We start from the raw sequence: 24,420 nt of genomic DNA, 5'->3' as shown, positions 1-24,420 counted from the left end.
GGAATGAAAGGGCATGAGCACGCTTCCCTCTACCGCCCCGCCTCGAGCCAGAGCAGCCCGACCGTCCGGCTTTCATCCTCCGGCCGGTCGCCGAAGACCGCCTGCGCTCGCTGCAAGGCTTCTCGTCTGAGTTCTTCCTGCCGGTGAATGACGGCGGAGAGGAGATGGGCCTGGTTTTGGCTGCTGCCTGCGATCTCCGGTTGCTCGTTGATCAGCGAGGTCATATCGGCGAGGTCGTTCAAATGACCCAGCACGTCGACCAGCTCTTTCGCGTCAGCCCTTTTGGCTTGCATCGCCGAAGGCCATGCCCCCCGCAGCAGAGCCAGATGCATCCGGTAGTCCTGGGTGCGCTTGCGCAGTTCGTGGAACAGGGCGGCATCGGTTCCCGTTTCGCAAGCGACTCTGGCACGCGCCGCACGCCTTAGCGTTCTCCGCCAGCCTTTTTCCAGTCGGCCGGCGGTCTTTCGTTTGCCGTCGTCGAAGGATACATGCGCGAGCGCCGCAAGCGCCTGTTGGCAGTTGGCGACGGTGGTCGCGATCTTTCCTGCGATGTCGGTTTCGTCTTCCGAGATCCGGTCGCGGCGCGCCGCCAAGGCCGCGCAGACATGATCGAGAGCCGATCTCTGCTCTTCATTGCTCGCATGCGCACGTAGATAGCTGGCATTCTCGACGAGAGCCGCGGCGTCTCGGACCGGCGACAGATTTCGAGCCATCTCGCGGATGCGGGCGTTTTCCTGTTTCTGGAGGGCCGGTGCATCGGAGGCGACGAGCCGGTAGAGCGAGCGCAGGCGCTTGAAGTTCCTGCGGGCATCATGGATCGCCTCGTGAACGCCCGCGGGCTGATCCTCCAGGGCCGCTACCGCGCGCTCGATCAGTTCGGCGCCGACGGCGCGAAAGTCCTCGGTGAAAGGCCGGTCCGGACTGAAAGCATAGGTCATGGTTGCGCTTCCAGCAGTCCCTCAGTGGCGAGCGCCTGGTTGGAATAGCGCCGGTTGCCGGTGATTTCGCGTCCGAGCCACGCCGGCAGAGCGGGAAGATCCGTCTCCTGCTTCATCTCGACTTCGGCGACGACAAGACCCTCGAGCGCTCCCTCATAGACGTCGACCTCCCAGGTGAAGCCCTTGTGGGGCACGCGGAAACGCCTTTTCTCGATGATTATGCCGACCGCCTGTGTCAGCAGTTCGCGCGCGTCGTCCATGGGCAGGTCGTATTCGTACTCGTTGCGGACCAGCGCCGACTTGCCGATCTTGATGGTCAGGCGCGCCCATTTGTTGCCATGAATGCGGACGCGCACCGAGCGATCCTCCATGGTGACGATATAGGCCTGACGGAGCCTTGTGCCCTTGTCCGCATGTTGCCGCCAGCCGTCCGAAGCGACCAGGAACTTGCGCTCTATCTCCTTCGCCATGAATTCCCCGCCATATCGAGAGGTCGACCGGCAACAGACTACCGTTTAATCGGCTGCGCTCAAGTCACCGCCTTGCCGCGGACGATATTTTACCGTCTGCTGTTGTAAATCAGCGAATGAGCGACGCCCTTCAGGTCTCGACAATGGGCGGCAGGCGGAGTATGCGGGGGCAGTATTCAATCGTTTTAAAAGGACGATCGGCATGAGCGCGAAAACCGACAAGCTTCTTTCCATCCTCAAGCTGCAACCGGTGGTGCCGGTGCTGGTGATCGATGATGTGGCCGCGGCAGTACCGCTCGCGCGGGCACTGGTTGCCGGTGGCCTGAAGGCGATCGAGATCACCTTGCGAACGACGGCGGCGCTGGAGGCGATCCGCGCGGTTGCGAACGAGGTGGAGGGTGCCGTCGCCGGTGCCGGGACGATCCTAAACGCGGCGCAGTTCGAAGCGGCAGTGGAGGCGGGATCGCAGTTCATCGTCAGCCCCGGCACGACGCAGGAACTGATCGACGTCGCCAACGACCACGAGGTTCCACTGCTTCCGGGTGCGGCGACGGCGAGCGAGGTGATGGGGCTCCGTGAGGAAGGCTACCAGGTGATGAAGTTCTTCCCGGCCGAACAAGCCGGTGGTGCCGCCTATTTGAAGTCTCTCTCCTCTCCGCTCGCCGGCACTTTCTTCTGCCCGACCGGAGGCATCTCGCTCGCCAATGCGCGTGACTATCTGTCGCTGCCGAACGTCGTCTGCGTCGGCGGCTCCTGGGTGGCGCCGAAGGAACTGGTCGCCAAGGGTGATTGGGCCGGCATCACCAAGCTCGCTGCCGAGGCCTATGTGCTGAAGGCCTGATCCAAGAGAGCGGGCAAAAACGAAAAAAGAGGCTGGACGCTTGTCCGGCCCTTTTTTCGTCTCGCAGCGCCACGCGTCTTTTCAGACGCACAAAGGTCGCTGCAACACTTTGAACTGCTGCATGGTTCCTCAAATCGGTTCCGACTTAAGAAACCATGCAATAGGCGCGAGTTTGTATTTTCGCGGCACCGTTCCTATGTCTCAATCCGCGAAGTGGAGCGGGATCGCGGAGAAGCGGGTCTTCCGGCCGCGTCCGCTCCGATCTGGAATGAAGCGGCATGCACGGAGCCCCCGCCTTTCCGTCGCGCACGAAACCGAAAGGAACGACACCGATGTTTGACGCGAAGAAATTGCTGGATCAGTTCTTGGGGTCGCAGGTGCCTGGCGCCGGCGGCACGGTTCGCGACCGCGCGGATCAGGCAACGAAGCTCGCCAAGGACAATCCGCTGGCAACCGGCGCGATCGCGGCCGTTCTTCTCGGCAGCAAGTCCGGCCGCAAGCTTGCCGGCAATGCTGCTGTGCTCGGCGGCCTCGCAGCGATCGCGGGCCTCGGCTATCAAGCCTACAAGAACTACCAGGCCGGCAAGGCGCCGACGGCAGAGCCGCCCTTGAAGCCGAACGCCCAATTGCCGCCGCCGCCGGCCGATTCCGCCTTCAGCACCGCGCCCGTCAGTGATGATTTCGCGCTCGCACTCGTGCGCGCCATGATCGCCGCCTCCCGGGCGGATGGCCACATAGACGACGTCGAGCGCCGCCACATCATGGACAAGCTCTCCGTTTCGGGACTGTCGGCGGATGCCGCCGCCTTCCTCGAAGCCGAGCTTGCAAACCCCGTCGATCTCGACGCGATCGTCGCCGCTGCCAAGACGGAAGAGGAGCGGGTGGAGATCTATACGGCATCCCGTCTCGCGATCGAGCCGGAAAGCCGGGCCGAGCGCGGCTATCTCGATCTGCTCGCCGGCCGGCTCGGGCTTGCCGATGCGCTTGTCGATCACATTGAGGCGACGGTCTCGGCGGCGAAGGTTCCCGCCTGAACCGACCTGCCGGTGCCGAGCGGAGCGCCCGATCGGCTCCGCTCATCGTTCTATCACGAGTTTGAATTGTAACTGGTCGGCGTCTGTCCTATTGCGAAAGCAAATGGAACGCGGGAGTATTTGATGCGCGATCTTACCAATTGGAAGGGTTGTCCGGCGCCGCAACCGGTCTTCCTCGAAGGGCGGTATGTCCGGTTGGAGCCCTATTACCGGGCAACGCATCTCGAGGCGCTCTGGAACGACGCCTTCGGCGGCATGGCCATCAACCCGCTCTTGAAATATTTCACCCAGGACGATTTTTCCGGCATCGAGGCGTTTGATGCCTGGCTCTCTGCTGTTCAGCAAAAATCCGGCTGGATCACCGAGGTGTTTCGCGACAAGGCGAACGGCAAAATCGTCGGAATGGCAAACTACATGCGCGCCGACCCGGCCAACGGCGTCGTCGAAGTCGGCGGTGTAGCGCATGGGCCAGCCATGGCTCGTTCCCCGCTTTCGACCGAGGCCCATTACCTGATGGCGAGGCACGTCTTCGAAGATCTCGGCTACCGGCGCTACGAATGGAAATGCCATAGCGAAAACATGGCGAGCCGTGCTGCCGCCCTGCGACTCGGCTTCACCTTCGAGGGCATTTTCCGTCAGCACATGGTTTCAAAGCACGCCAATCGTGATACGGCCTGGTTCTCGATGATCGATGGCGAATGGCCGCTCATCAAGGCCGCATTCGAGCACTGGCTTTCGCCCGATAATTTTGATGACGACGGTCGCCAGAGGCGGCGCCTCGAATATATTCGTGCCGACCTTGCGGCAAAGGAGCGAGCTTGAGCGCGCCTGAGAAGAAGGAAAAGTCTGCGGCGATCGCCGCTGCGATCATTCTCGTCGTCATCGGCATCGGCTTTTTCGCGCTGCCTTCGATCATGCTGAAGCTCGGTGAGATTTCGCCTTGGCTTGCCGCCGGCTTCGCTGTTCTTTTCGTGCTTGGCTTCTTCCTGATTTTCTGGCTGCGCGCCCGCCATCAACGCCGCCGTGGGCTTTGATCTGAGGTCAATTCTCGTAGGTTGAGATAATCGAGCGGGTATTCCCGCCCCTGCCAAACCTATTTTCTTGATCTAACTCAGCCCTGCAACGCAGCGCCCAACAGAACAAGTCCTAGTACCAGGACCAGCAGCGCCCCCGCGATCTCGATACCGTTCGAGATGCGCGTCGCGGCCGAGTCGCTTGAGGCGTAGCGCAGGGCGAAGCCTTTGGCGGTGACGGCCAGGGTCGCGAGCACAGAGACTGTGATTGCGGTGCCGATCGACATGGCGATGACCGAGAGGACGCCGCCGAGATAGAGGCCGTTCAGCAGTGCGAAGGAGAGCACGATCAGGGCGCCGGAGCAGGGGCGCAGCCCGACGGCGACAATTGCAGACCAGGCTTCGCTGAGCGCAAAACGATCGCCTTTCAGCATGGCCGGATCGGGCGCATGCGCATGGCCGCAGGTAGCGCAGACCTCGCCGGCCGCATGCGCGTGGTGGTGATCATGAAGGTGATCGTGAGCGTGGTGATGATGGTCGTGATCGCGGTGGATGTGCGCATCGCCGGAAGCGTGGGCCGGCTGAACCATCGAGCGCACCTTGCGGAAGACGAGCCAGCCGCCGAAAGCGGCGATCAGCGCGTAGCTTGCGATTTCAAGCGAGCGAGTCGCATTCGTCATGCTGATCGAGGAGCCGCGCAGCACGAGATAGACGGCGCCGATCAGCAGGATGGCGACGATGCCCTGCAGCATAGAAGAGAGAAACGACAGAAGGACGCCGCGCCTGAGCTCCGTTTCGTTGGCGATCATGTAAGAGGAGATGACCGCCTTGCCATGCCCAGGGCCGGCAGCGTGAAAGACACCATAGGCAAAGGAGAGGCCGATCAGCGACCAGAGCTGCCATGGGTTTTCGCGCATGCCCTTGAGCGCTCCGGTCAGCAGGCGATAAAAACTCTGCTGCTCCATGTTCACCCAGGAGAAAAAGCCGCCGAAAAAACCGTTCGTCTGGATGGAAGGTTCGGCAGTGCCGATGCCGAGCGGCGATTGGGCCATGGCCACGGTCGCGGTAAGAGCCGTCAACAAAAGCGCGGCCGCGAGCGCGCCGCCGATCTTGCGAGCGTTCAGCATGTGACCTCGAGCCTGGTTGCGAAGAGCTTGGACATGTCGGTTCCGGTCGGGTCGTTCCAGAAAGCGTCGGTCAATGTGTCCTTGTTCTCGGCCAGCACTTCGTCCGGATCCGGCCGCACCACCTGATGCTTGCAGGCCTCGATCTTTTCGCCGACGACCGTCAGGTCATCGTCGGTCGGGAAGTCCATCGCCGTATACATGGTCGGATCGTAAACGCCGAAGGAGAGCTTGCCCTTAAGCGGCATCGGCTGCGCCGGCTTGACCGCGAAGATCATCAGCAGCTGATTGTCCTTGTAATCGACATTGATCGCCTCGGGCTTGTTGACCTTCACCGATTTTCCGTTGTCGAGGATCGTGGTGTAGTAATTGTATTCCGAGAGGGACTCGAGCACGGTCTGGCCGACTTCCTTCAATTCCTCCGGGTCGAGCGTGGCATTCGAGTTCTTGTCGAAGTCGAGTACCACGCTCGCCGAGAATAGTTCGTCGAAGCGCCAGACGTTGCGCAGCTCGCCGATCTCGCCTTTGTCGTCGGAAACGATCTCCAGCCGCGCTTCGGCGAAGATATGCGGGTGGGCGGCAGCCAGGGCGGGCGCGATGAGGGTCGCAAGGCCGGCCATGACGAGGCGTTGTGTCTTCATGGGAATGGAAATCCTTTTGGGCCGAAAGCGGACCGTACGAATCGCCCTCCGAATGTACCGCAAATGGGACGGAATTGGGACTTCGCCTGGCAGCAGATGCGGGTTGCGCCGATAATTATTGCGACTTGCGGAACCAGCCGTGGACGAAATCGACGAAGGTACGCACCTTGGTCGGCAGATAGCGCCGATGCGGATAGATCGCGTAGATACCGCGGTCCTTCGGCAGGAAATCGTCGAATAGCGTCACGAGTTCGCCGGACAGGATCTTCGGCCGGGCGATGAAGTCCGGCACGGGCGCCACCCCGATGCCGCTCACTGCGGCGCGCACGGATGCAAGCGGGCTATTGACCTCGATCTGCCCGCTGACCGGAACCGTGAAGGGCGAACCGTCCGGCTCGATGAAGCGCCAGTTCGAATAGGAGCGCCCGTTGGTGTCGAGAATGCACGGGATCTTGGAAAGCTCGCTCGGATGATTGAGCTGACCGACTTTGGTCATGAATTCCGGCGAGGCACAGAGCAGCACCTGGAAGTCGTCGAGCTTGCGCGCGATCAGCGTCGAATCCTCCAGCCGGCTAATGCGAATCGCGACGTCGAAGCCCTCCTCGACGAGGTCGATGAAACGGTCGTCGGAAACGATATCAAGCAACAGCTCCGGGTGCTGCTTACCGAAATCTATCAGTGACTGACCGATCTCCGCATCGACGAAGGTCCGCGGAACGGTGATTCTGAGACGGCCGCGCAGATCGGAATTGTTGGCGCGAACGAGATCGGCGAGATTGTCGATCTCCTTCAGGATCTCGGACGCGGTGCGGTAATAGGTGTGCCCCGCTTCGGTCAGTGAGAACTGCCGCGTCGTGCGGTTGAGGAGCAGTGCGCCGAGTTCGTCTTCGAGCTCCCGCACATATTTCGACAGAAGTGCCTTGGATTTGCCGACGCGCCGGGCGGCGGCCGAGAATCCTTCCGCGTCCACGACGTCGATAAAGGCGCGGATGCGGGTCAAGGTGTCCATGGCCGATCATTCCTCCCGAAGTCGCGCGGCAAACTGATTCGCCGCGGAGCATTTCGCCTGCCTTTTGCTTCAGCCGCATCGATGTTGGCACCGGCGGCCGAAATTCGGTCCGGATTCCCTCATTTCCGGCTTTCGGCGGCCAGCCTCGGCGCAGTGGCGATTGTTCAATGAAAGTGAACACTGACAATGTTTTCGGGTCCAGAAAAAATTGCGCGGCAAACGGAAAAAACTCTTGATTACGACAGTGTTTTTTCTTACCTACCCCTTGCCCAAAGTCGCACGTGCCTGTGGGTGTCCGCCGACCCTCGATTAGGTGAGGGTATCGGTAAGGTACCTGGAACTAACCCCTCCAGTCGCTATTCCGGCCAACCGGGAAATGCGAGGACATCTTGAAGCAACGACGGTGCGGGCCTTTCTGGTGTCTGCCGGCTCTCCAACAGCCGGGGTTACTGAAGAGGCACACCTTCATTGCCGGAAGTGCGGTTGGGTTATTCCCTCCAATCCATGGCAGACAAAGCCGAATCCTAGCCTTTGCGGGCTTCGATTCAACGTTTCGCGCATCGAGCGCATGCATGGTTCCGGGGTCTCCACCGGCTGGCACCTGTGCAAGCGCGCGTATGCCCTTTGTCCTCCACAGTTGTGGAGTTTAATGGATCAGGGAATATGGCCATGACCACGGCACGCATCATCGACTTTCTCAACACCCGACGACCCGAAGGCCCATGCCTCGTTGTCGACCTCGACATCGTGCGCGACAATTTCAAGGCCTTCCGTCATGCGCTGCCGGACAGTGCGATCTACTACGCCGTCAAGGCCAACCCGGCGCCGGAAGTCCTGCGTCTCCTCGCCGGTCTCGGCTCCAATTTCGATTGCGCGTCCGTCGCCGAAATCGAAATGGCGCTTGATGCTGGTGCGACCCCGACCCGTATCTCCTATGGCAACACCATCAAGAAGGAGCGGGACGTTGCCCGTGCTCATGCCCTGGGGATCAACCTGTTCGCCGTCGACAGTCACGAAGAGGTCGAGAAGGTCGCGCGCGCCGCTCCGGGCGCCCGTGTCTTCTGCCGCGTGCTGACCGATGGCGAAGGCGCCGAGTGGCCGCTGTCGCGCAAGTTCGGCTGCGTGCCGCAGATGGCTGTCGACGTACTCGTCTACGCCCATCAGCTCGGCCTCGTCTCCTATGGCGTGTCGTTCCATGTCGGTTCGCAAATGACGAAGCTCGACGCCTGGGATGCGGCGCTCGCCGATGCCAAGCGCGTCTTCGTGCAGCTGGCAAAGCAGGGCATCGAGCTCAAGATGGTCAATATGGGCGGCGGCTTCCCGACGAAGTACCTGAAGGACGTTCCATCGGCCGAAGCCTATGGCCAGGCGATCTTCGGTGCGCTGAAGAAGCACTTCGGCAACAAGCTCCCGGAGACGATCATCGAGCCGGGCCGCGGCATGGTCGGCAATGCGGGCGTGATCAAGGCGGAAGTCGTCCTCGTCTCGAAGAAGTCGGACAACGACGGTCACCGCTGGGTGTTCCTCGACATCGGCAAGTTCGGCGGTCTCGCCGAGACGATGGACGAGGCGATCCGTTACCCCATCCGCACCGCGCGCGATGGTGACGATATGGAGCCCTGCGTCATTGCCGGTCCGACCTGCGATTCGGCCGACGTGCTTTACGAGAAGAACATGTATCCGCTGCCGATCTCGCTGACGATCGGCGACGAGGTTCTGATCGAAGGCACCGGCGCTTACACGACGACCTACTCGGCAGTAGCCTTCAACGGCTTCGAGCCGCTGAAGTCCTATGTGATCTGATCCAGCTTGCTCCCGCTTTTTAAGCGGGAGCGGCGATTTCACAATTCTTCGCAGTTCCGCCTGAAGCGGTTTTTGATGACGGGAGGCCCCGATGGCCGCTGTTGTTGATGCCCTACGCGCGTTCTTCGCGCCGTCCACCTTTGTGATCGATTCCGAGAACCCGGGCGATGTCGTTGCGCGGGAAAACCTGCTCGACCGCGCCATGGGTCCGGGCCGCCGCAAGAAATCGTCGGAAAAGCTCCGGCGCGGGCGGGTGCCCGCTGAGGGTCTCGCGCTGGTTGCGCGCGACCTCGACGGCCATGTCATCGGCACGGTGCGCCTCTGGAATGTCGAGGCCGGTGTAAACCGCGAAGGACACGCCATCCCGGCGCTGCTTCTCGGCCCGCTTGCGGTCGACCCGGCCCATGAGGGCAAAGGCATTGGCGGCATGCTGATGCGCGCCGCCATCCAGGAGGCGAAGCACCGCGGCCACGGCGCCATCCTGCTCGTCGGCGATGCCGCCTACTATGAACGCTTCGGCTTCTTTACGACGCTTACGCAGCATCTCGTGATGCCAGGTCCCTTCGAGCGCAACCGTTTCCTGGCGCTTGAGCTCAAGGAAGGTTGGCTCGAGAGTGCCGCCGGTTTGCTGGTCGCGAGCGGCCGGAAGCTGGCCTTGCCGCCGCTCAAGCGCGCGGCATAAAGCTTGCCGCCTCTCACCCTGCGGAGGCGGACAAAGAACAGCGCTCCTGCTGCAGTCGGCGGCGGGAGCGCTGCGTTTTGGAGGGCACGCCCTCTCACAGTGTCTTCGGAATTAAAGGATGGGCACGCGGGGCTATAGCTCGCCAGGCAGTATTACAGCGCCGTGCGTCTTTTCAAACGCACAAAGGTCGCTGTAGCACTTTGAATTGCTGCATGTTTTTGTCCTTAAATCGGTTCCGATTTAAGGAAACATGCAGTAGATCCGACCGGAGGAACTCAGGCCGGTTTTCCTGCATCGTAGCAGACAAAGGCCAGTTTATTGCCGTCCGGGTCGCGTACATAGGCGGCGTAGAAGCCCTCGCCGTACTGCGGGCGAAAGCCGGGCTTCCCCTCGTCCTGCCCGCCGCGCTCCAACGCAATCTCGAACATTCGATCGATCACTTCCGGGCTTTCGATGAGGAAGGCGGTCATCGCGCCGTTGCCGACCGAGGCGCTGTTGCCGTCGAACGGATATCCGGTGAAGAAGCGCGGCGCCCTATCGTCATCCTTTCGGCCCCAGGAGGCGAACTGCTCGTCCGAAAAGCAGCGCTCCTGGCCTAGCAAGGCCATCAACGGATCGTAGAACTGTTCGGCCCGGTTCAGATCTGCAGTTCCGACCATCGTGTATCCGATCATGGACGGTTCTCTTCCGCCGCTTCTTCCTGCATTGTCCTTGTGCGCAACATCTCAGTTCGTGGCACGCCGATAAAGGGCGAGAGATCCGGCGATCGCCAACAAGGCGCCGCCGCAGAAGCGATCGAGCCAGATCGCGCCGGAGCGCTTCAGGAAACGGACGGCTTGCGAGCCGACCAGCGCGTAGCCGAACATCACCACGAAATCGATCGAGGCGAAGACGACCGCCAGGACGGCATATTGCGTCGCCTGCGGCAGTCCGGAATCGATGAACTGGGGCAGGAAGGCCGAGAAGAACAAATAGCCCTTGGGATTGGTGACGGCGACAAGGAAACTCTTCATGAAGATCCCGCGTGTCGTGGCTGCGCCGGCCGTGCTCTCGCCGCCCGGCACCTCCAGCGTGCCCTTGGAGCGCAGCAGCATGACGCCCAAGTAGGCGAGATAGGCGGCGCCCAGCCACTTGACGACCGTGAACCAGAACTCGGACGCGGCCAAAAGCGCGCCGAGGCCGAGCGCCACGGCGCCGATCAGTACGAAATCGGATAGAACTGCGCCGACCATGCCTGCCGCCGCCCGATTCACGCCGTAGCGTGAGCCGTTGGTGAGAGCTAGCAGCACCGTCGGTCCGGGCGTCGCAATGCCGATGAAAGCGACGAGCGCGAATGCAAGTATGGTGACTTCGCTCATGATGTCCTCCCTTCGGGTCGCCAAGTCCTCTCACAGCTTTGGCGTGCGCGCAAGCGTCGGCTCGCCATCTTTGGCAAGGTCGTTGCCGATCCATCGTCGCACGCTCGTTTGACAGCCTCGGCAGCTTGCCTTACGGATGCGGCGGGCGAGGGCCCCTGCCGTCCGCGAGCGTCAGCTTTGGTGAAGTCCCTCCTTTTGACACGGTCACGCCTCAACGGCATGCGAACCGATGGCAATGCGGGCACCCATCCTGAAATTGCATGCCGCAGCAGGAGACCCTGTCATGGTGCATCAAACAACGACGCTTCCCGCACTCGACGTGCTGAAGGATCAGGCAAAACGCCTGCGCTCCCGGCTCGCATCGCAGGGCGAGGAAATCAGTCACTCAAAATCGCTCGAACTGATCGCCGCTCAATACGGCTACCGCGATTGGAATACTCTCCATGCCGCCGCCGGCAACCGACCGCCCTTCGATCCGTGGATGCTCGGATCGCGGGTCAAGGGTCATTATCTCGGCCAGGCTTTCGAGGCGGAAATCCTTTCGGTTCATGCGCTGACCGCACAGCCGGGGCGATATCGCCTGCGTTCAAATTCGACGAACCGGTCGATGTGGTCACATTCGAAAGCTTCTCGGCCTTCCGCCAGCGGGTAACGGTGACCATCGACGATACCGGGCGGACGATAGAAAAGACCTCGAACGGCCGCCCGCATCTGGAGCCTGAATGGTAACGACTGGTGGCACGCAGCGAAGCGGGCTTCGCGATTCCCCCTTATCCGGCTGCGCCACCTTCTCCCCGCAGGCGGCGAGAAGGCCAGGGTGAGAGGCGCGTCGCGCGAGACGCGAGGCGGCCATCGCAGCCGCTAGATAGGCTCTACCCGGCGATGTCCACCACGCCGCAATCGCCGGCCGCCGAACCGAAGGCAAGCTGCCGACCGTTTCTGTTCCAGGCCATCGCCGTAATCGCACCCTTGCCGGGGCGGCGCAGCAGCACTTCCTTGCTGTCGGCGAAGCGGGCGGCGAGGATCATGCCGTCCTCGTAGCCGACGGCGACGACGTCTTCAGCCGGGTGACAGGCGACGGTCGTCACCATGATATTGGCGCGGGTGCCAAGCTCGAGCGGGGCCTTGCCCATCGGCCCATCTTTGCCCTGGAAGGGCCAGATGATGGCGGCCGGCGCGCCGGAAGAGGCGAGCCACTTGCCCTTGGCGGACCAGGAAAGCGACTTCACCTTGGCCGGGTAGCCGGTCATGCGCATGTGCCGCGCCTCGGCGCCTGGCTTTGCGTCAAGTTTCCAGCCGTGGAGAGCGTTTTCCTGCATGGTCGTGACAACGAAGCGGCCGTCGGGAGAGAAAGTGACACCGGTATGGGCGCCCTTCCATTCGAGATCGACCGGCTGCCCGGTCATCGCGACCCAATGCAGCGATACGCCATTGTAGCGCGCAACCGCGATCCGCAACCCCTTCGGCGCGAAGGCAATGCCTTCGACCGTGCGCTCCTCGGGAAATTCCTTGGTGGTGCCGTCGGCAAGCCGGACAAAGGTCGTCTTGCCATAGGCATAGGCGACCGCGCCCTGCGGCCCGCCTGAGACCTGCGAAATCCACTTGCGCGACGTTTCAGCAACAAGGCTGGCGGTCCCGTCGGCCGAGATGCGCATTACCTTGCCGTCCTCGCCGCCGGTCAGGAGCGTATCGCTCGCCTCGTCATAAGCGAGCGAAAGCAAACCGTCATGCGCTTCGGTCGTTTTGTGACCTTGGTCGAGGCGGTGAATCGTGCCTGCGGCTCCGGCGAAGAACGGGGTATCCTTAAGGAAGACGACGCCGACGACGTGGCCTTCAAGATCGAGCGGAGCGACTGTCGGCATCAGTTGGTCAGGCTCTCTTGTTTCAGCATGATCTCATGCGAAAGCCGGCAATCACCTTTCCGGATCATGCCTGGACCTCGCAAGCTTTGAAGGTGCGTTCGAGCTTCTCGCGGTCGAGATCGCGACCGATGAAGACCAGCCGGCTTTCGCGCTTCTCGCCATCCTTCCAGGCGCGCTGGTGGTCGCCCTCGATGATCATGTGAACGCCCTGCACCACGTAGCGCTCCGCGTCGCCTGCAAAGGCGATGATGCCCTTCAGGCGCAGTATGTTCGGTCCCTCGGTCTGGGTGATCTTCTGGATCCAGGGGAAGAAGCGGTCCGAATTCATCTCGCCGCCGCGCAAAGAGATCGACTGCACCGTCACGTCGTGGATCGGCGACGGGCTGTCATTGTGATGATGGTGGTGATCATGCTCATGGCCGTGATGATCATGATCGTGATGGTCATTGTGATGATGATGGTCGTGATCGCAATCCGGGCCGCAGACGTGACCGTCGTGCTCGTCCTGGTCGAGGAAGTGCGGGTCGTTTTCGAGTGCCTTTTCGAGATTGAAGGCGCCCTGGTCGAGAACCTTGGTCAGGTCGATTTCGGAGCGCTGCGTCCTGTAGATCCGGGCAGACGGATTGATGACGCGCACCGTCGCCTCGATCCGCTCGAGTTCTTCCGGCGTCACGAGATCGGTCTTGTTGAGCAGCACGACGTCGGCGAAGGCGATCTGGTCCTCCGCCTCGCGGCTGTCCTTCAGCCGCAGCGGCAGGTGCTTGGCGTCGACGAGAGCGACGACGGCGTCGAGCTCGGTCTTGGCGCGCACGTCGTCATCCATGAAGAAGGTCTGGGCGACTGGAACCGGATCGGCAAGGCCGGTGGTCTCGACGATGATCGCGTCGAAACGGCCGGGGCGGCGCATCAGCCCTTCGACGACGCGGATCAGGTCGCCGCGAACGGTGCAGCAAACGCAGCCGTTGTTCATCTCGTAGATTTCCTCGTCCGATTCGACGATCAGGTCGTTGTCGATGCCGATCTCGCCGAATTCGTTGACGATGACCGCATATTTCCGGCCGTGATTCTCGCTGAGGATGCGATTGAGCAGCGTTGTCTTGCCGGCGCCGAGATAGCCCGTGAGCACGGTTACGGGAATCGGCTTCTGCGTGGATGCTTCTGTCATGGGAGCCTCGAGGATTGGCGATGCGCCGCGGTCATCAATGTCGGGGACTGATATAGGAGATGACGCGACGATGCGCAAATAGGAGTGGGCGTTTTTGCCGCCAGCGAGATCGCCGGCCGCGCGGATCAGGCAAGTTCTCCGGCGTCAAAGGCCTTCACGTCCCGAAGCAGTTCGATGATGCCGCTCACCGCATGGTCGAGCAGGGCTTCGCCGCGCGTCGCCGTGGCAGCCGCGGCATTGCCGGCGACGCCTTCCGGGCTGAGGTCCGACATCTTCCAGCCGAAGGCGTGCGGGCCGTAGGCGCGCAGATGTCTGAAACGGTGGGCGAACTCGCTCTGGCGAGAGGGGAAATTGCGCGCGTTCGCCATGTCCACCTTGTCCGGACACAGCGCCAGCATCACCGACGTCTCGATGTCGCCGCCGTGGATGTCGATTGCCTTCTCCTCGGCGCTGATCCAGCCTTCCGGCTGCCCAAAGCGCGTCCAGCTCGTGGCGACCGTAAGCATACGGAAGCGCACCCGCGCCTCGGTCGCGACAATGGTCATCAGGGGAGAATTGCCGCCATGGGCGTTCAGCATCACGAATTTGCGTATACCGAGCCGAGCGAGATTTTGAGCGATTCCGAGCCAGCGTGAGATCGCCTCGTCATAGGCGAGCGTGCGAGTCCCCGGCACGTCCATGTGCTCGATCGAATAGCCGACCGGTTCGACCGGCAGAAAGGTCGCCGGCAGGTCTTGCGGTAAGCGGGCAATGACGCGCGCGACGATGCCTTCGGCGATGAGCCGGTCGGTTTCGAAGGGGAGATGCGGCCCGTGCTGCTCGTGAGCCCCGAGCGGCAGCACGGCGATCCAGTCCCGTCGCTCGATGGCAGCGAGATCGGGGGGATTGTCCTCCCAGCGGGCCTTAGGCATCGACATTTCTCTTCGGTCCTTCGCATCGATTGTCGTAAAATTGTTATTTGAGTCATACAGTTCGTATTCACGGGCCGTATTGCTATAAAGGCAGTGTACGGGATTCGGCGGGAGGTCCAATGGGCAAGAAGAGCAAAGCCGAAAAGAAGGGCAAGAACGGCAAGAGGAAGGATGAGCTTGTTGCCGAACCCCACGATCATGACCTTGCTTCCGTTCTCGTCCAGGCGGCGCGATCGATGCGCACGGTGCTCTCCCGCAACCTGATCGAAAGCGGCCTTTATGCCGGGCAGGACGGCGTTATGCTGGCGCTTGCCGAAACCGACGGCCTGACCGCCGGCGCGCTTGCGGCCAAGCTCGGCGTCAAGGCGCCGACGATGACGCGCACGATCGGTCGCATGGAAGCTCAGGGCTTTCTTGAACGTCGGCCGGACGAGGGCGATGCGCGGCTGACCAAGGTCTACCTGACCACTCCCGGGCGCGAGCGCTTGCAAACCATTGCCGAGGCGGGCCAGCATTCGGAAAAGCTCGCCACGCGCGGCCTGACCGACAAACAGGTCCGCACGCTCTTGAAGCTGCTTCGCGTCGTCGACAGCAATCTGCAGGCGGCGCGAGCCGCAGACTGAGAGCGCCTTCCAGTTGACTTCCCCGATTGCGAAGACAATTTAAACAGTTTAAAGAGGGTTTAAATCGGGCTGACAACATCGACTGCAACTGGGGGGTATGGTGGCGCAAAAGGTCAAGCTTTCGACAATCGCGGAAACACTCGGCCTTTCGACGGCGACGGTATCCCTGGCATTGCGAGACAGCCCGCTTGTCGCAACCGTCACCCGCGACAAGATCAAGGAGCAGGCACGCGCGCTCGGCTATATCTACAACCGGCGCGCCGCGAGCCTCAGGACATCGCGTTCCGGCATCATCGGCGTCGTGGTGCACGACATCATGAACCCGTTCTACGGCGAGATCCTCAAGGCGATCGAGGCGGAACTCGATCGCGACAAGCAGACCTTCATTCTCTCCAATCATTACGATTCCGTCGAGAAGCAACGCGATTTCATCGAAACGCTGCTGCAACTCGGTGGCGACGGCGTGATCATGTCGCCGGCGATCGGCACGCCGCCGGAAGATATCCAGCTCGCCGAGGACAATGGCATGCCGGCGATCCTGATCGCGCGTTCCATCGACGGCCTCGACGTGCCAATCTTCCGCGGCGACGATGCCTATGGCATCGCGCTCGCAACCAATCACCTCATCGGCCTCGGACACCGCTGCATTGCGATGGTCGGCGGCACCGACCAGACCTCGACCGGCCGCGACCGATACCAAGGCTATGTCAACGCGTTGCGCAAGGCGAATATCGAAGTCGATCCGGAACTCCGCATTCCGGGCCCGCGTTCCAAGCAGGGCGGGTTCGAAGCTGCGGTGCACCTTCTGTCGCTGCCGCAAAAGCCGACGGCGGTCGTCTGCTGGAACGATCTGGTGGCGATCGGCATGATGAACGGTATCGCTCGCGCCGGTCTCGTGCCGGGCGTCGACATCTCCGTGACCGGTTACGACGATCTGGAAGAGGCGTCGATTGCGACGCCCGCTCTGACAACGGTCTGGAATGGTCAGGCCGAGGTGGGCCGCAGCGCGGCGCGCGCCCTGCTTGACAAGCTTTCCGGGAGCCACGAGCCGGACGGCATCCATCTGATCAAGCCGGAAATGCGCATTCGCCAGTCGACGGGTCCTCTCCGCGTAACCGCTTGATCGTTTCCCTTAAATTGGAGCAGGATGCCGGCCTAAACCGTCCGCAATCCCTTCTTCGCGCTCCAGAAAGGAACATCGATGAACCGTCCCAGAATTCTTGTGCCCGGCAAGATCAATGAGCGTATCCTCGAGCGCCTGCCGGAAATGTTCGAGACGGTGCGGCTCGAACGTGCCGATGCGGCGCTGGTGACGCCCGATATGGCCGGCGTCGCCGGTATTGCGGTCTCCGGCCGCTTGCCCACGGAGCTGATGGATGCGTTCCCCGACCTGGAAATCATCGCCAATTTCGGTGTCGGCTACGATGGCGTCGATGTTGCCCGCGCCGCCGCGCGCGGTATCGTCGTCACCAACACGCCGGATGTCCTGACAGAAGAAGTCGCCGACACGGCGATCGGACTGCTCATCAATACGCTACGCCTTTTGCCCCAGGCCGAGCAATGGCTGCGGCAGGGGCGCTGGGCGCGCGACGGCGCCTTTCCGCTCTCGCCCCTTTCTCTGCGGGGGCGCAAGGTCGGACTGTTCGGGCTCGGAAGGATCGGCCTCGCGATCGCCAGGAGGCTGGAGGCTTTCGGCGTGTCGATTGCTTATCATACGCGCACCCCACGGGAGGGGCTGGCCTTCGCCTATCATCCGAGCCTGCGGAGCTTGGCAGAGGCGGTCGATACCATGATCGTGATCGTGCCGGGAACGCAAAGCACGCTGAAGGCCGTCAACGCGGATATTCTCGCCGCTCTCGGACCCCAGGGCGTGCTGATCAATGTCGGCCGCGGCTCGACGGTGGACGAAGCGGCACTCATTGCAGCGCTTCAGAACGATACCATCGCCGGCGCCGGCCTCGACGTTTTCGAAAACGAGCCTGAGGTGCCGGAGGCCCTACTGGCACTGCCGAATGTCTCGCTGCTGCCGCATGTGGCCTCCGCTTCAGTCGTCACCCGCAACGCCATGTCCGACCTCGTCGTTGACAATCTCAAGGCCTGGTTTTCGAGCGGGGAGGCCCTGACGCCTGTCGTCGAGACACCGTTCAGGCGCGACGCTCGAGACTAGACTTAGCCTTGCTCTCGCGATAGCCGCGCACCGCGTCGCCGAAGGCCTTGAAGAGTGCCAACGAGGGCGCATCGGTCCTCACCCAATATTCGGGATGCCACTGGACGCCAACGGCAAAAGCCTTGGCGCCGACGACCGATACGGCTTCGATCGTGCCGTCGTCGGCAACGGCTTCGATTGCGAGACGCGGAGCAGTGGCCGAGATCGCCTGCCGGTGCAGCGAGTTGACCCTTATCCGACCGGCGCCGAGAACAGGTGCCAGGCAGCTTCCCTCCTTGACGATCACATCCTGGCGAATGCCGTAAGCGATATCGAGCTCGGGCACATCCGGCTTGCGATGATCCAAAATGCCCGGCTGCTCATGAATTTCGGTTGCAAGCGTGCCGCCAAGGGCGACATTCAGCTCCTGAATGCCGCGGCAGATGGCAAAAAGCGGGATGCCGCGCTCGAGTGCGCGGCGGATCAGCGGCAAACTTGTCGCGTCGCGGCCCGGATCGAACGGGCCATCCGCATCGGTCGCCTGTCTGCCATAGAGAGAAGGATGAACATTGGAGCGTGCGCCGCTTGCAAGGACGCCATCGACGCGATCGAGAATCTCGTCGACGTCATTGCCGGTTTCCAGCGCGGGAATCAGGAACGGCATGACGCCGGCTCCCTCGACGGCTGCGCGTACGTATTGATGGGCGGCAACATGCCAGACATTGCCGTCGAATTCGCGAAAATCGCAGGGGATGGCAACGACAGGTTTCGACATTATCAGACTCCGGATTATCGTTCGAAAAGCCTTGCCGCCAGATGCTCGTCAATGTCAACTGCGCAGAATCATGGCTGCAATCAGGCATGGTCGACCGGCTGCTGGAACGGTTTTGACTTCGACGGGGCAGGAAATCACGAGCATTTCTTTAAGATCGGGTAACCATTTTATCGGGAAATGCTGTCGCGGTATCGCTGATTGCAGAGCTATGCAAGTTGCAATCGCAGCGTTCCGCTGCAAAAATACCTATGTTTGGTTGCAGAAAACCGATATTATTTAGTTTGCGCTGCAATACTGGGTTGAATTGGTGCGTATATCCGACGCCGTTTCGTGACTATTCTGCAAATACGCATGTTATTTCGGGTCGTTAGACGAAATCTTTCGTTAAGCCCTCGACCCTAACAATCCGGCAAACCGGAGCTTTGGGTTCATGATGCGCAATGAACGGGGCGCTCTTCCGACAGATGTCTATCTGTCGTCTGTAAGCTCGCTCTACGAACATCGCCGGACATTGGTAATCGGCATGCTGTCGCATGTCGTGACCTTTCTACTCGTCTTTCTGAAGACCTCGGATCCCCTCTACCTGGCCTGCGCGGCGACCATCGTTATCGTCTGGGTGTTGCGCAACCTCGACATGAACCGCTTTGATCAGCAGGATTTTTCCGGCGCCGACCACGCAGCCGTAAGAAAATGGGAAAACCGATATATCATCGGCGGCATCAGCGTGACGATAACCTGCGGTATCGCCTGCGGATATGCCATTGCCGTCAGCCAGGACTCTTTCTCCGAACTGGCATGCATTTCGGTGACGCTTGCGTCGATGATTTCGCTGGTGGGCCGAAATTACGGCTCCGAACGAGCGGTGCTGCTGCTATCCTCTTCCGCCTGCTTGCCCATCGTCATCGGCCTCATAACGATGCGCGACCCGTTCATGCTCGTTCTGGCAGTGCTGATACTGCCGTTCATCCTGTCGACCTGGATGATGGCAAACAATGTGCGGGCCTTCCTCTATGAGAACGTGCTCGCCGCGCGGGAAATCAGAACCATTGCCGGGCAGTTCGACGCGGCCCTCAACAATATGACGCATGGGCTGTTCATGCTGGACGGGCACAACCGCGTCGTGGTCGCCAATGAGCGTGCCTGCGAACTTCTTGATCTTGGCGACAAGGCGGATCTGAAGGATCGCCTCCTCGGGGAAGTGCTCGAGCACGGTGCCGGTCGCATGTCGCTTCAGAGGGACAAAAGCCAGAACCTCGCTCGCCAACTCGATCTGCTGATCAAGGGAAAGCGTTCGCGCGCGCTGATCTCCATTTCGGACGATCTCTTTCTCGAATTTTCCGCGAACCGGCGTGAGAACGGCGAAATCGTGCTGATCTTCGAAGATGTGACGGCACGCGTTCAGGCAGAAAAGCAGATTTTGCAGATGGTGCGCTTCGACACGCTGACCGGGCTGCCGAGCCGTGACTATTTTGCAGAACTCGCTCAAAATGCCATGATTGCCGACGATGGGCTCCACCGCGACATTGGATTCCTTGTTCTCGATGTGGCGGAGTTCAAGCACGTCAACGACACGAGAGGCCATGTCGTCGGCGACAAATTGCTTCAGGCGATCGCCGAACGTCTCAAGAGCCTTGCGGGACGCGATGCCATCGCCGCCCGGCTGATGGGCGACGAGTTCGTGGTTCTTTTTCCGAACAAGACCGGAGCGAAAGGCCTCGAAGAGCGGATACGAAGCCTGCACGCCGGCCTGCGCGGCGTTTACATGGCGGGCGGCTTTACATTCAATATGACGATGAGCGCCGGTTTCGTCATTACGCAGGATCGCGATTTTCGGCTTGAGGAGTTGCAGATCAAGGCCGATCTGGCACTGTCCGAAACCAAAGCCAGGAACAAGGGCGGATGCACAGCCTTCGAAGCCGAGATGGACGCGCGCTATCTCGATCGCCAGAAGCTCAAGAGCGATCTGCGCGACGCGGTCAGCTCCGGCGGTCTCAGCCTATCTTACCAGCCAATGTTCAAGCCGGACGGATCGCGCATCGAGTGCTGCGAGGCGTTGGCACGCTGGACGCATCCCGAACGCGGGCCCGTGCCGCCAAACGTGTTCATCCAGCTTGCCGAGGAGATCGGCGTCGTCACCGACATCACCCGTTATGTTCTGCGCCAGGCGTGCCGCGACTGCATGAATTGGCCGGCGGATATCTCCGTCTCGGTCAACCTTTCCGTCCTCGACCTTCGCGGCAACGAAATCGTTGCGATCGTCGCGGAGGCGCTCAAGGAAACTGGATTGGACCCGGCGCGACTGCACCTTGAGGTAACGGAAAGCTGTCTGATGGATGAGCCGGTCAAGGTGCAAGCCATTCTTCACGACCTGCGCGAGCGTGGCATCACCATCGCCATAGACGATTTCGGGACCGGTTATTCGAGCCTCAGCTATCTCGACGCATTGCCGGCCAGCATCATCAAGATCGATCGGTCGTTCGTGCGCAACATCCGCGAAGACGCTCGACGCTTCAAACTGTTGCGGGGCACTGTCAACCTCGCGCGCGCTCTTGGACTGAAGACGGTCATCGAAGGAGTGGAGACGGCCGACCAGCTGCAGCTCATCAACAAGTTCGGCTGCGCTGATCTGATACAGGGCTTTGTCTTTTCGGCACCCATGCCGGCTTCCGCGATCGAAGCTTTGTGCAAGCAAGGTGCGCGGAAACGATCCAACAAATCGTCGGGCCAGCGGATCGCCTGACAACCGCCTGTCTCTGCTGCTTCGCGCCGATTCGCCTCGGAACCTACACCTCCAACCATCTGCGTTACCAAGTACGATGTTCGCGGCCCGCGTTTACCCTAAAACTTAACTCTTTGTTAAGGTTAATAAAAGGTTAAATGCGGTCTGTGCCATTTTGCGGTTGCCGCCCGCTCATCCGTCAATAGTTTAACCCTTCGTTAACTATCGGGGGCAAGATGATGGGTGAAAACGGGCACCGGGCGGAGCCTGGAATTTTTTCTGAAAAGCTGATGCTTCTTCTCGATCGGGTCGAATACAGGCGCGTCGAGACCGGAGAGGACATGGAGGACATCGCGCGGCTTCGGTACAAGGCCTACAAGGCCGTGAACCTGATGGAACTGACGGGATCGACGCTGATAGACGAACTCGACTTCGACAGCCATGCCTATGTCTTCGGCATCTATCTCGATGAACAACTGGTCAGCACCGTGCGCGTGCACCACGTCACGCCGGATCATCGCGCGAGCACGTCCGGGATGATCTTCGGTCCGGAAATCGATGTCTTCCTGGACGCCGGCATGGTGCTGATCGACCCGGGCCGGCTCGCTGTCGACCCGGAGGTGCTCGGCGACGACATGCGGGCTCTGCCGTATCTGACGCTGCGGCCGGTTGCGATGGCCTGCGAGTATTTCACCGCCGACCGCTGCCTGACGGCATGCCGTCCGCGCCACACGGCCTTCTACAAGCGGATCTTCGCGTCCGAGACGATCGTCGCACGGCGGGAGAACCTCGGCGTCTACAATGCCGACGGGGCGCTTCTGGCGGCGCAGGTCCGCGGACAGCGACCTTCCATTCTCGATCGGTATCCGGTTTTCGATTCGGAACCCTTCGAACGGCGGATGATGTTTGCGAGCCGTGACGAATTGCCGTTCGCGCCCCTGACGATCCTACCGACCGCGCGAATCGCGCAGGGCGGCTATGGCCGCAGCGCCCTCCGTTTATCTGCGAGCTGATCAACTGCCGTCGCGCTCGCATGCAAATCATTCCCAAACCACGGTCGTCGCCCGCAGGATTCGAGAGCCGGTAGTCTCGGCGGCATCGATCCGGCACCATCGATTATGCCGCAGTTCCCGCGGGCGGGTTTTCGTTGCGAATGGGCTGCGCATTGTGTATGCGGGAGCTAAAGGACCGCCTGCTCGCATGTCTGGCAGGCGGGTCCGTCTGTGAACAAGCTTGAAGGTGGAGCCGCTCGTCAGCGGTGCCGCAGCATTCTGGGAGAATTGGACGATGGCAGAGCATCATTCGGGACCGGTCGAAACGGGCGCGCCGATGGACTATTCCGAGCATGAGAAGACCTACAACCTCTTCCTGAACGCCACGAAATACGGAACGCTGTTTTGCGTATCGCTGCTGATCGCCATGGCCGCGGCGTTCTTCACGACCATGGGCTTCTTCAGCTCGCTCGTGCTTCTCATCCTCATCAACGTTGGCGGTTTCTTTCTTCTTCGCTGACCGGTCTCTCTGACATTGCTTGCTGAAGGCGGGAGAGGAGGCCCCTCGTCTTTGGCAGCCGGGCGATCCGGCTTCACCTCACCGAGTGAGGAGTTTCGATGGCGGAGAACGTTCGCCCTTGAAGAGTACCTGCCACATCGAGGGGCCGGATTTTCGAACGGCCGCTTCGGGCAATCGGACAAGGTGCCCGCGCTCCAGCCAGCCTTGGCTGATGCGGGTCGGGAGGGGGACTTGTGAGCGAGATCGTCTTTATCGCGAAGGAAACGGATCCGAACGAAGGGCGCGTTGCCGGCTCCGTCGAAAGCGTCAAGAAACTGAAGTCGTTGGGTTTCGACGTCATCGTCGAAACCGGCGCTGGGTTGCGTTCGCGCGTGCTCGACGCGGAATACCAGAAAGTTGGCGCCCGAATCGGCGCGGCCGACGACGCTAGGGACGCCGCCGTGATCCTCAAGGTTCGTCGTCCGACGAGGCAAGAGATTGCCGGCTACAAGCCCGGCGCGATCGTCATCGCCATCATGGATCCTTACGGCAATGAGGACGCGATCGCCGCGATGGCGGGGGCGGGCCTGACCGCCTTCGCTATGGAGCTGATGCCGCGCATCACCCGGGCTCAGTCGATGGATGTGCTTTCCAGTCAGGCGAACCTCGCCGGCTACCAAGCGGTGATCGATGCGGCCTACGAATACGACCGGGCACTGCCGATGATGATGACTGCGGCCGGGACGGTGCCGGCCGCGAAAATCTTCGTCATGGGCGCCGGGGTTGCCGGCCTGCAGGCGATCGCCACGGCACGCCGCCTCGGCGCCATGGTGTCGGCGACCGACGTGCGCCCCGCCGCCAAGGAACAGGTCGCCTCGCTCGGGGCCAAGTTCATCGCCGTCGAGGATGAGGAGTTCAGGGCGGCCGAGACCGCCGGCGGCTATGCCAAGGAAATGTCGAAGGACTACCAGGCCAAGCAGGCGGCGCTCGTCGCCGAGCACATCGCCAAGCAGGACATCGTCATCACCACGGCGCTGATCCCCGGCCGGCCAGCGCCGCGCCTGGTGACGCGCGAGATGCTGAAAGCCATGAAACCGGGATCGATTGCCGTCGACCTCGCCGTCGAGCGTGGCGGCAATGTCGAAGGTGCGGAGGCCGGCCAGGTCGTCGAGGTCGATGGTGTCAAGGTCATCGGCCATCTGAATGTGCCGGGTCGGATCGCCGCTTCCGCCTCGCTGCTCTACGCCAAGAACCTCGTCACCTTTCTCGAGACCATGGTCTCGAAGGAGGAAAAGGCGCTGGCGCTGAACATGGAAGACGAACTCGTCAAGGCGACGGCGCTGACCCACGGCGGGGCTGTCGTGCATCCGGCCTTCGGCGGCGCGAGTGAGGGGGACAAGTGATGGCGAACGAACTTTTGGACAAGGCGTTGACGGACCTCGAACGAGCTGTCGAAGCAGTGAGAACCGCGGCGGAATACGTTCCGGATGCGGCCGGCGCGGTCGCGCACGGGGCGACCGGCGGCGCGATAGACCCCTTCGTTTTCCGGTTGGCGATTTTCGTACTGGCGATCTTCGTCGGCTACTACGTCGTCTGGTCGGTGACGCCGGCGCTGCACACGCCGCTGATGGCGGTCACCAACGCGATCTCGTCGGTGATCGTCGTCGGCGCGCTGCTGGCCGTCGGGATTTCCGCGTCCGGGCTTGCCACAGGCTTCGGCTTCGTGGCGCTGGTGCTCGCCTCGGTCAACATCTTCGGCGGCTTCCTGGTCACCCAGCGCATGCTCGCCATGTACAAGAAAAAAGACAAGTGAGG

General features: G+C 61.5%; 25 protein-coding genes and 1 pseudogene. 15 read left to right on the top strand and 11 right to left on the bottom strand.

Translation table 11 applies throughout. From position 1 onward, the window contains the following. Positions 1-29: 29 nt before the first annotated feature. Both PYH37_RS27185 and PYH37_RS27180 read right to left on the bottom strand, forming a co-directional pair. Positions 30-938 (bottom strand): CHAD domain-containing protein, encoded by a 909-nt coding sequence (locus PYH37_RS27185; RefSeq protein ID WP_280734575.1) that lies wholly within the window; start codon positions 936-938, stop codon positions 30-32. After that, positions 935-1,408: a CYTH domain-containing protein gene (locus PYH37_RS27180; protein WP_280734573.1), complete on the bottom strand. Its 474-nt coding sequence runs from the start codon at positions 1,406-1,408 to the stop codon at positions 935-937. The genes PYH37_RS27185 and PYH37_RS27180 overlap by 4 nt, the downstream gene beginning before the upstream one ends. A gap of 202 nt (positions 1,409-1,610) precedes the next feature. Here PYH37_RS27180 and PYH37_RS27175 point away from each other — a divergent pair, with 202 nt between their 5' ends. The 4 genes from PYH37_RS27175 (at position 1,611) to PYH37_RS27160 (ending at position 4,317) form a co-directional block, all read left to right on the top strand. Beyond that, positions 1,611-2,249, top strand: a complete 639-nt coding sequence (locus PYH37_RS27175) for a 2-dehydro-3-deoxy-phosphogluconate aldolase (protein WP_280734572.1) — start codon at positions 1,611-1,613, stop codon at positions 2,247-2,249. Positions 2,250-2,581: 332 nt separating this feature from the next. Next, positions 2,582-3,283: a tellurite resistance TerB family protein gene (locus PYH37_RS27170; RefSeq protein ID WP_280734571.1), complete on the top strand. Its 702-nt coding sequence runs from the start codon at positions 2,582-2,584 to the stop codon at positions 3,281-3,283. 123 nt (positions 3,284-3,406) lie between these two features. Continuing rightward, on the top strand, positions 3,407-4,105 hold the full coding sequence (locus PYH37_RS27165; RefSeq protein WP_280734570.1) for a GNAT family N-acetyltransferase: 699 nt from the start codon (positions 3,407-3,409) through the stop codon (positions 4,103-4,105). After that, the gene (locus PYH37_RS27160; protein WP_280734568.1) at positions 4,102-4,317 is read left to right on the top strand and encodes a hypothetical protein; all 216 of its coding nucleotides are present in this window, start codon (positions 4,102-4,104) and stop codon (positions 4,315-4,317) included. The genes PYH37_RS27165 and PYH37_RS27160 overlap by 4 nt, the downstream gene beginning before the upstream one ends. Positions 4,318-4,394: 77 nt before the next feature. Here PYH37_RS27160 and PYH37_RS27155 read toward each other — a convergent pair whose 3' ends face one another. From PYH37_RS27155 to PYH37_RS27145, 3 genes are all read right to left on the bottom strand, one after another. Continuing rightward, positions 4,395-5,423 (bottom strand): nickel/cobalt transporter, encoded by a 1,029-nt coding sequence (locus PYH37_RS27155; protein ID WP_280734567.1) that lies wholly within the window; start codon positions 5,421-5,423, stop codon positions 4,395-4,397. Continuing rightward, on the bottom strand, positions 5,417-6,061 hold the full coding sequence (locus PYH37_RS27150) for a DUF1007 family protein (protein ID WP_280734566.1): 645 nt from the start codon (positions 6,059-6,061) through the stop codon (positions 5,417-5,419). The genes PYH37_RS27155 and PYH37_RS27150 overlap by 7 nt, the downstream gene beginning before the upstream one ends. A 115-nt stretch (positions 6,062-6,176) precedes the next feature. Next, positions 6,177-7,070 (bottom strand): LysR family transcriptional regulator, encoded by an 894-nt coding sequence (locus PYH37_RS27145; protein WP_280734565.1) that lies wholly within the window; start codon positions 7,068-7,070, stop codon positions 6,177-6,179. A 663-nt stretch (positions 7,071-7,733) separates the two neighbouring features. Here PYH37_RS27145 and odc2 point away from each other — a divergent pair. After that, the gene (gene odc2, locus PYH37_RS27140) at positions 7,734-8,873 is read left to right on the top strand and encodes an ornithine/lysine decarboxylase (RefSeq protein ID WP_280734564.1); all 1,140 of its coding nucleotides are present in this window, start codon (positions 7,734-7,736) and stop codon (positions 8,871-8,873) included. A 91-nt stretch (positions 8,874-8,964) separates the two neighbouring features. Further along, the gene (locus tag PYH37_RS27135; protein ID WP_280734563.1) at positions 8,965-9,555 is read left to right on the top strand and encodes a GNAT family N-acetyltransferase; all 591 of its coding nucleotides are present in this window, start codon (positions 8,965-8,967) and stop codon (positions 9,553-9,555) included. A 275-nt stretch (positions 9,556-9,830) separates the two neighbouring features. Here the strand turns inward: PYH37_RS27135 and PYH37_RS27130 are convergent, their stop codons facing one another. Both PYH37_RS27130 and PYH37_RS27125 read right to left on the bottom strand, forming a co-directional pair. Continuing rightward, positions 9,831-10,229 (bottom strand): VOC family protein, encoded by a 399-nt coding sequence (locus PYH37_RS27130; RefSeq protein WP_280734562.1) that lies wholly within the window; start codon positions 10,227-10,229, stop codon positions 9,831-9,833. Positions 10,230-10,280: 51 nt separating this feature from the next. Further along, a complete protein-coding gene (locus tag PYH37_RS27125; protein ID WP_280734561.1) occupies positions 10,281-10,913 on the bottom strand; it encodes a LysE family translocator in 633 nt (210 codons plus the stop codon). A 283-nt stretch (positions 10,914-11,196) separates the two neighbouring features. On the opposite strand from PYH37_RS27125, the pseudogene PYH37_RS27120 reads away from it, so the two are divergent. Continuing rightward, positions 11,197-11,642: pseudogene (locus tag PYH37_RS27120) on the top strand (glyoxalase superfamily protein). Positions 11,643-11,785: 143 nt separating this feature from the next. On the opposite strand, the gene PYH37_RS27115 reads toward PYH37_RS27120, so the two are convergent. From PYH37_RS27115 to PYH37_RS27105, 3 genes are all read right to left on the bottom strand, one after another. Beyond that, positions 11,786-12,775: a WD40 repeat domain-containing protein gene (locus PYH37_RS27115; RefSeq protein WP_280734560.1), complete on the bottom strand. Its 990-nt coding sequence runs from the start codon at positions 12,773-12,775 to the stop codon at positions 11,786-11,788. 64 nt (positions 12,776-12,839) lie between these two features. After that, positions 12,840-13,940, bottom strand: a complete 1,101-nt coding sequence (locus tag PYH37_RS27110; RefSeq protein WP_280734557.1) for a CobW family GTP-binding protein — start codon at positions 13,938-13,940, stop codon at positions 12,840-12,842. A gap of 125 nt (positions 13,941-14,065) precedes the next feature. Further along, positions 14,066-14,857 carry a creatininase family protein gene (locus PYH37_RS27105; protein WP_280734556.1) on the bottom strand — a complete coding sequence of 264 codons (792 nt, stop codon included), beginning with the start codon at positions 14,855-14,857 and terminating at the stop codon, positions 14,066-14,068. Positions 14,858-14,970: 113 nt separating this feature from the next. Here PYH37_RS27105 and PYH37_RS27100 point away from each other — a divergent pair, with 113 nt between their 5' ends. The 3 genes from PYH37_RS27100 (at position 14,971) to PYH37_RS27090 (ending at position 17,641) form a co-directional block, all read left to right on the top strand. After that, positions 14,971-15,474, top strand: a complete 504-nt coding sequence (locus PYH37_RS27100; protein WP_280734555.1) for a MarR family winged helix-turn-helix transcriptional regulator — start codon at positions 14,971-14,973, stop codon at positions 15,472-15,474. A 100-nt stretch (positions 15,475-15,574) separates the two neighbouring features. After that, entirely contained in the window at positions 15,575-16,597 is a 1,023-nt protein-coding gene (locus PYH37_RS27095) for a LacI family DNA-binding transcriptional regulator (RefSeq protein WP_280735978.1), read from the top strand. A 78-nt stretch (positions 16,598-16,675) separates the two neighbouring features. Further along, entirely contained in the window at positions 16,676-17,641 is a 966-nt protein-coding gene (locus PYH37_RS27090; protein WP_280734554.1) for a 2-hydroxyacid dehydrogenase, read from the top strand. Here PYH37_RS27090 and PYH37_RS27085 read toward each other — a convergent pair. Beyond that, entirely contained in the window at positions 17,619-18,395 is a 777-nt protein-coding gene (locus PYH37_RS27085; RefSeq protein WP_280734553.1) for a gamma-glutamyl-gamma-aminobutyrate hydrolase family protein, read from the bottom strand. The two genes, PYH37_RS27090 and PYH37_RS27085, sit on opposite strands and share 23 nt — an antisense overlap. 430 nt (positions 18,396-18,825) lie before the next feature. Between PYH37_RS27085 and PYH37_RS27080 the strand changes: the two genes are divergently transcribed. The 5 genes from PYH37_RS27080 to PYH37_RS27060 all read left to right on the top strand — a co-directional run bounded on the left by PYH37_RS27080 (position 18,826) and on the right by PYH37_RS27060 (position 24,418). Further along, positions 18,826-21,135, top strand: coding sequence for a putative bifunctional diguanylate cyclase/phosphodiesterase (locus PYH37_RS27080; protein ID WP_280734552.1), 2,310 nt, complete (start codon positions 18,826-18,828; stop codon positions 21,133-21,135). A 218-nt stretch (positions 21,136-21,353) separates the two neighbouring features. After that, positions 21,354-22,127 carry an N-acyl amino acid synthase FeeM domain-containing protein gene (locus PYH37_RS27075; protein WP_280735977.1) on the top strand — a complete coding sequence of 258 codons (774 nt, stop codon included), beginning with the start codon at positions 21,354-21,356 and terminating at the stop codon, positions 22,125-22,127. A gap of 274 nt (positions 22,128-22,401) precedes the next feature. Next, positions 22,402-22,626: an aa3-type cytochrome c oxidase subunit IV gene (locus tag PYH37_RS27070; protein WP_280734551.1), complete on the top strand. Its 225-nt coding sequence runs from the start codon at positions 22,402-22,404 to the stop codon at positions 22,624-22,626. 233 nt (positions 22,627-22,859) lie between these two features. Next, the gene (locus tag PYH37_RS27065; protein ID WP_280734550.1) at positions 22,860-24,008 is read left to right on the top strand and encodes a Re/Si-specific NAD(P)(+) transhydrogenase subunit alpha; all 1,149 of its coding nucleotides are present in this window, start codon (positions 22,860-22,862) and stop codon (positions 24,006-24,008) included. Then, positions 24,008-24,418: an NAD(P) transhydrogenase subunit alpha part 2 gene (locus tag PYH37_RS27060; protein WP_012709410.1), complete on the top strand. Its 411-nt coding sequence runs from the start codon at positions 24,008-24,010 to the stop codon at positions 24,416-24,418. The genes PYH37_RS27065 and PYH37_RS27060 overlap by 1 nt, the downstream gene beginning before the upstream one ends. Positions 24,419-24,420: the final 2 nt, after the last annotated feature.

The organism is Sinorhizobium numidicum, from assembly GCF_029892045.1.
In the GTDB taxonomy this organism is placed as follows: domain Bacteria; phylum Pseudomonadota; class Alphaproteobacteria; order Rhizobiales; family Rhizobiaceae; genus Sinorhizobium; species Sinorhizobium numidicum.
Note: the sequence above shows the minus strand (reverse complement) of the source record. Positions and strands in the feature narration are given on the sequence as shown.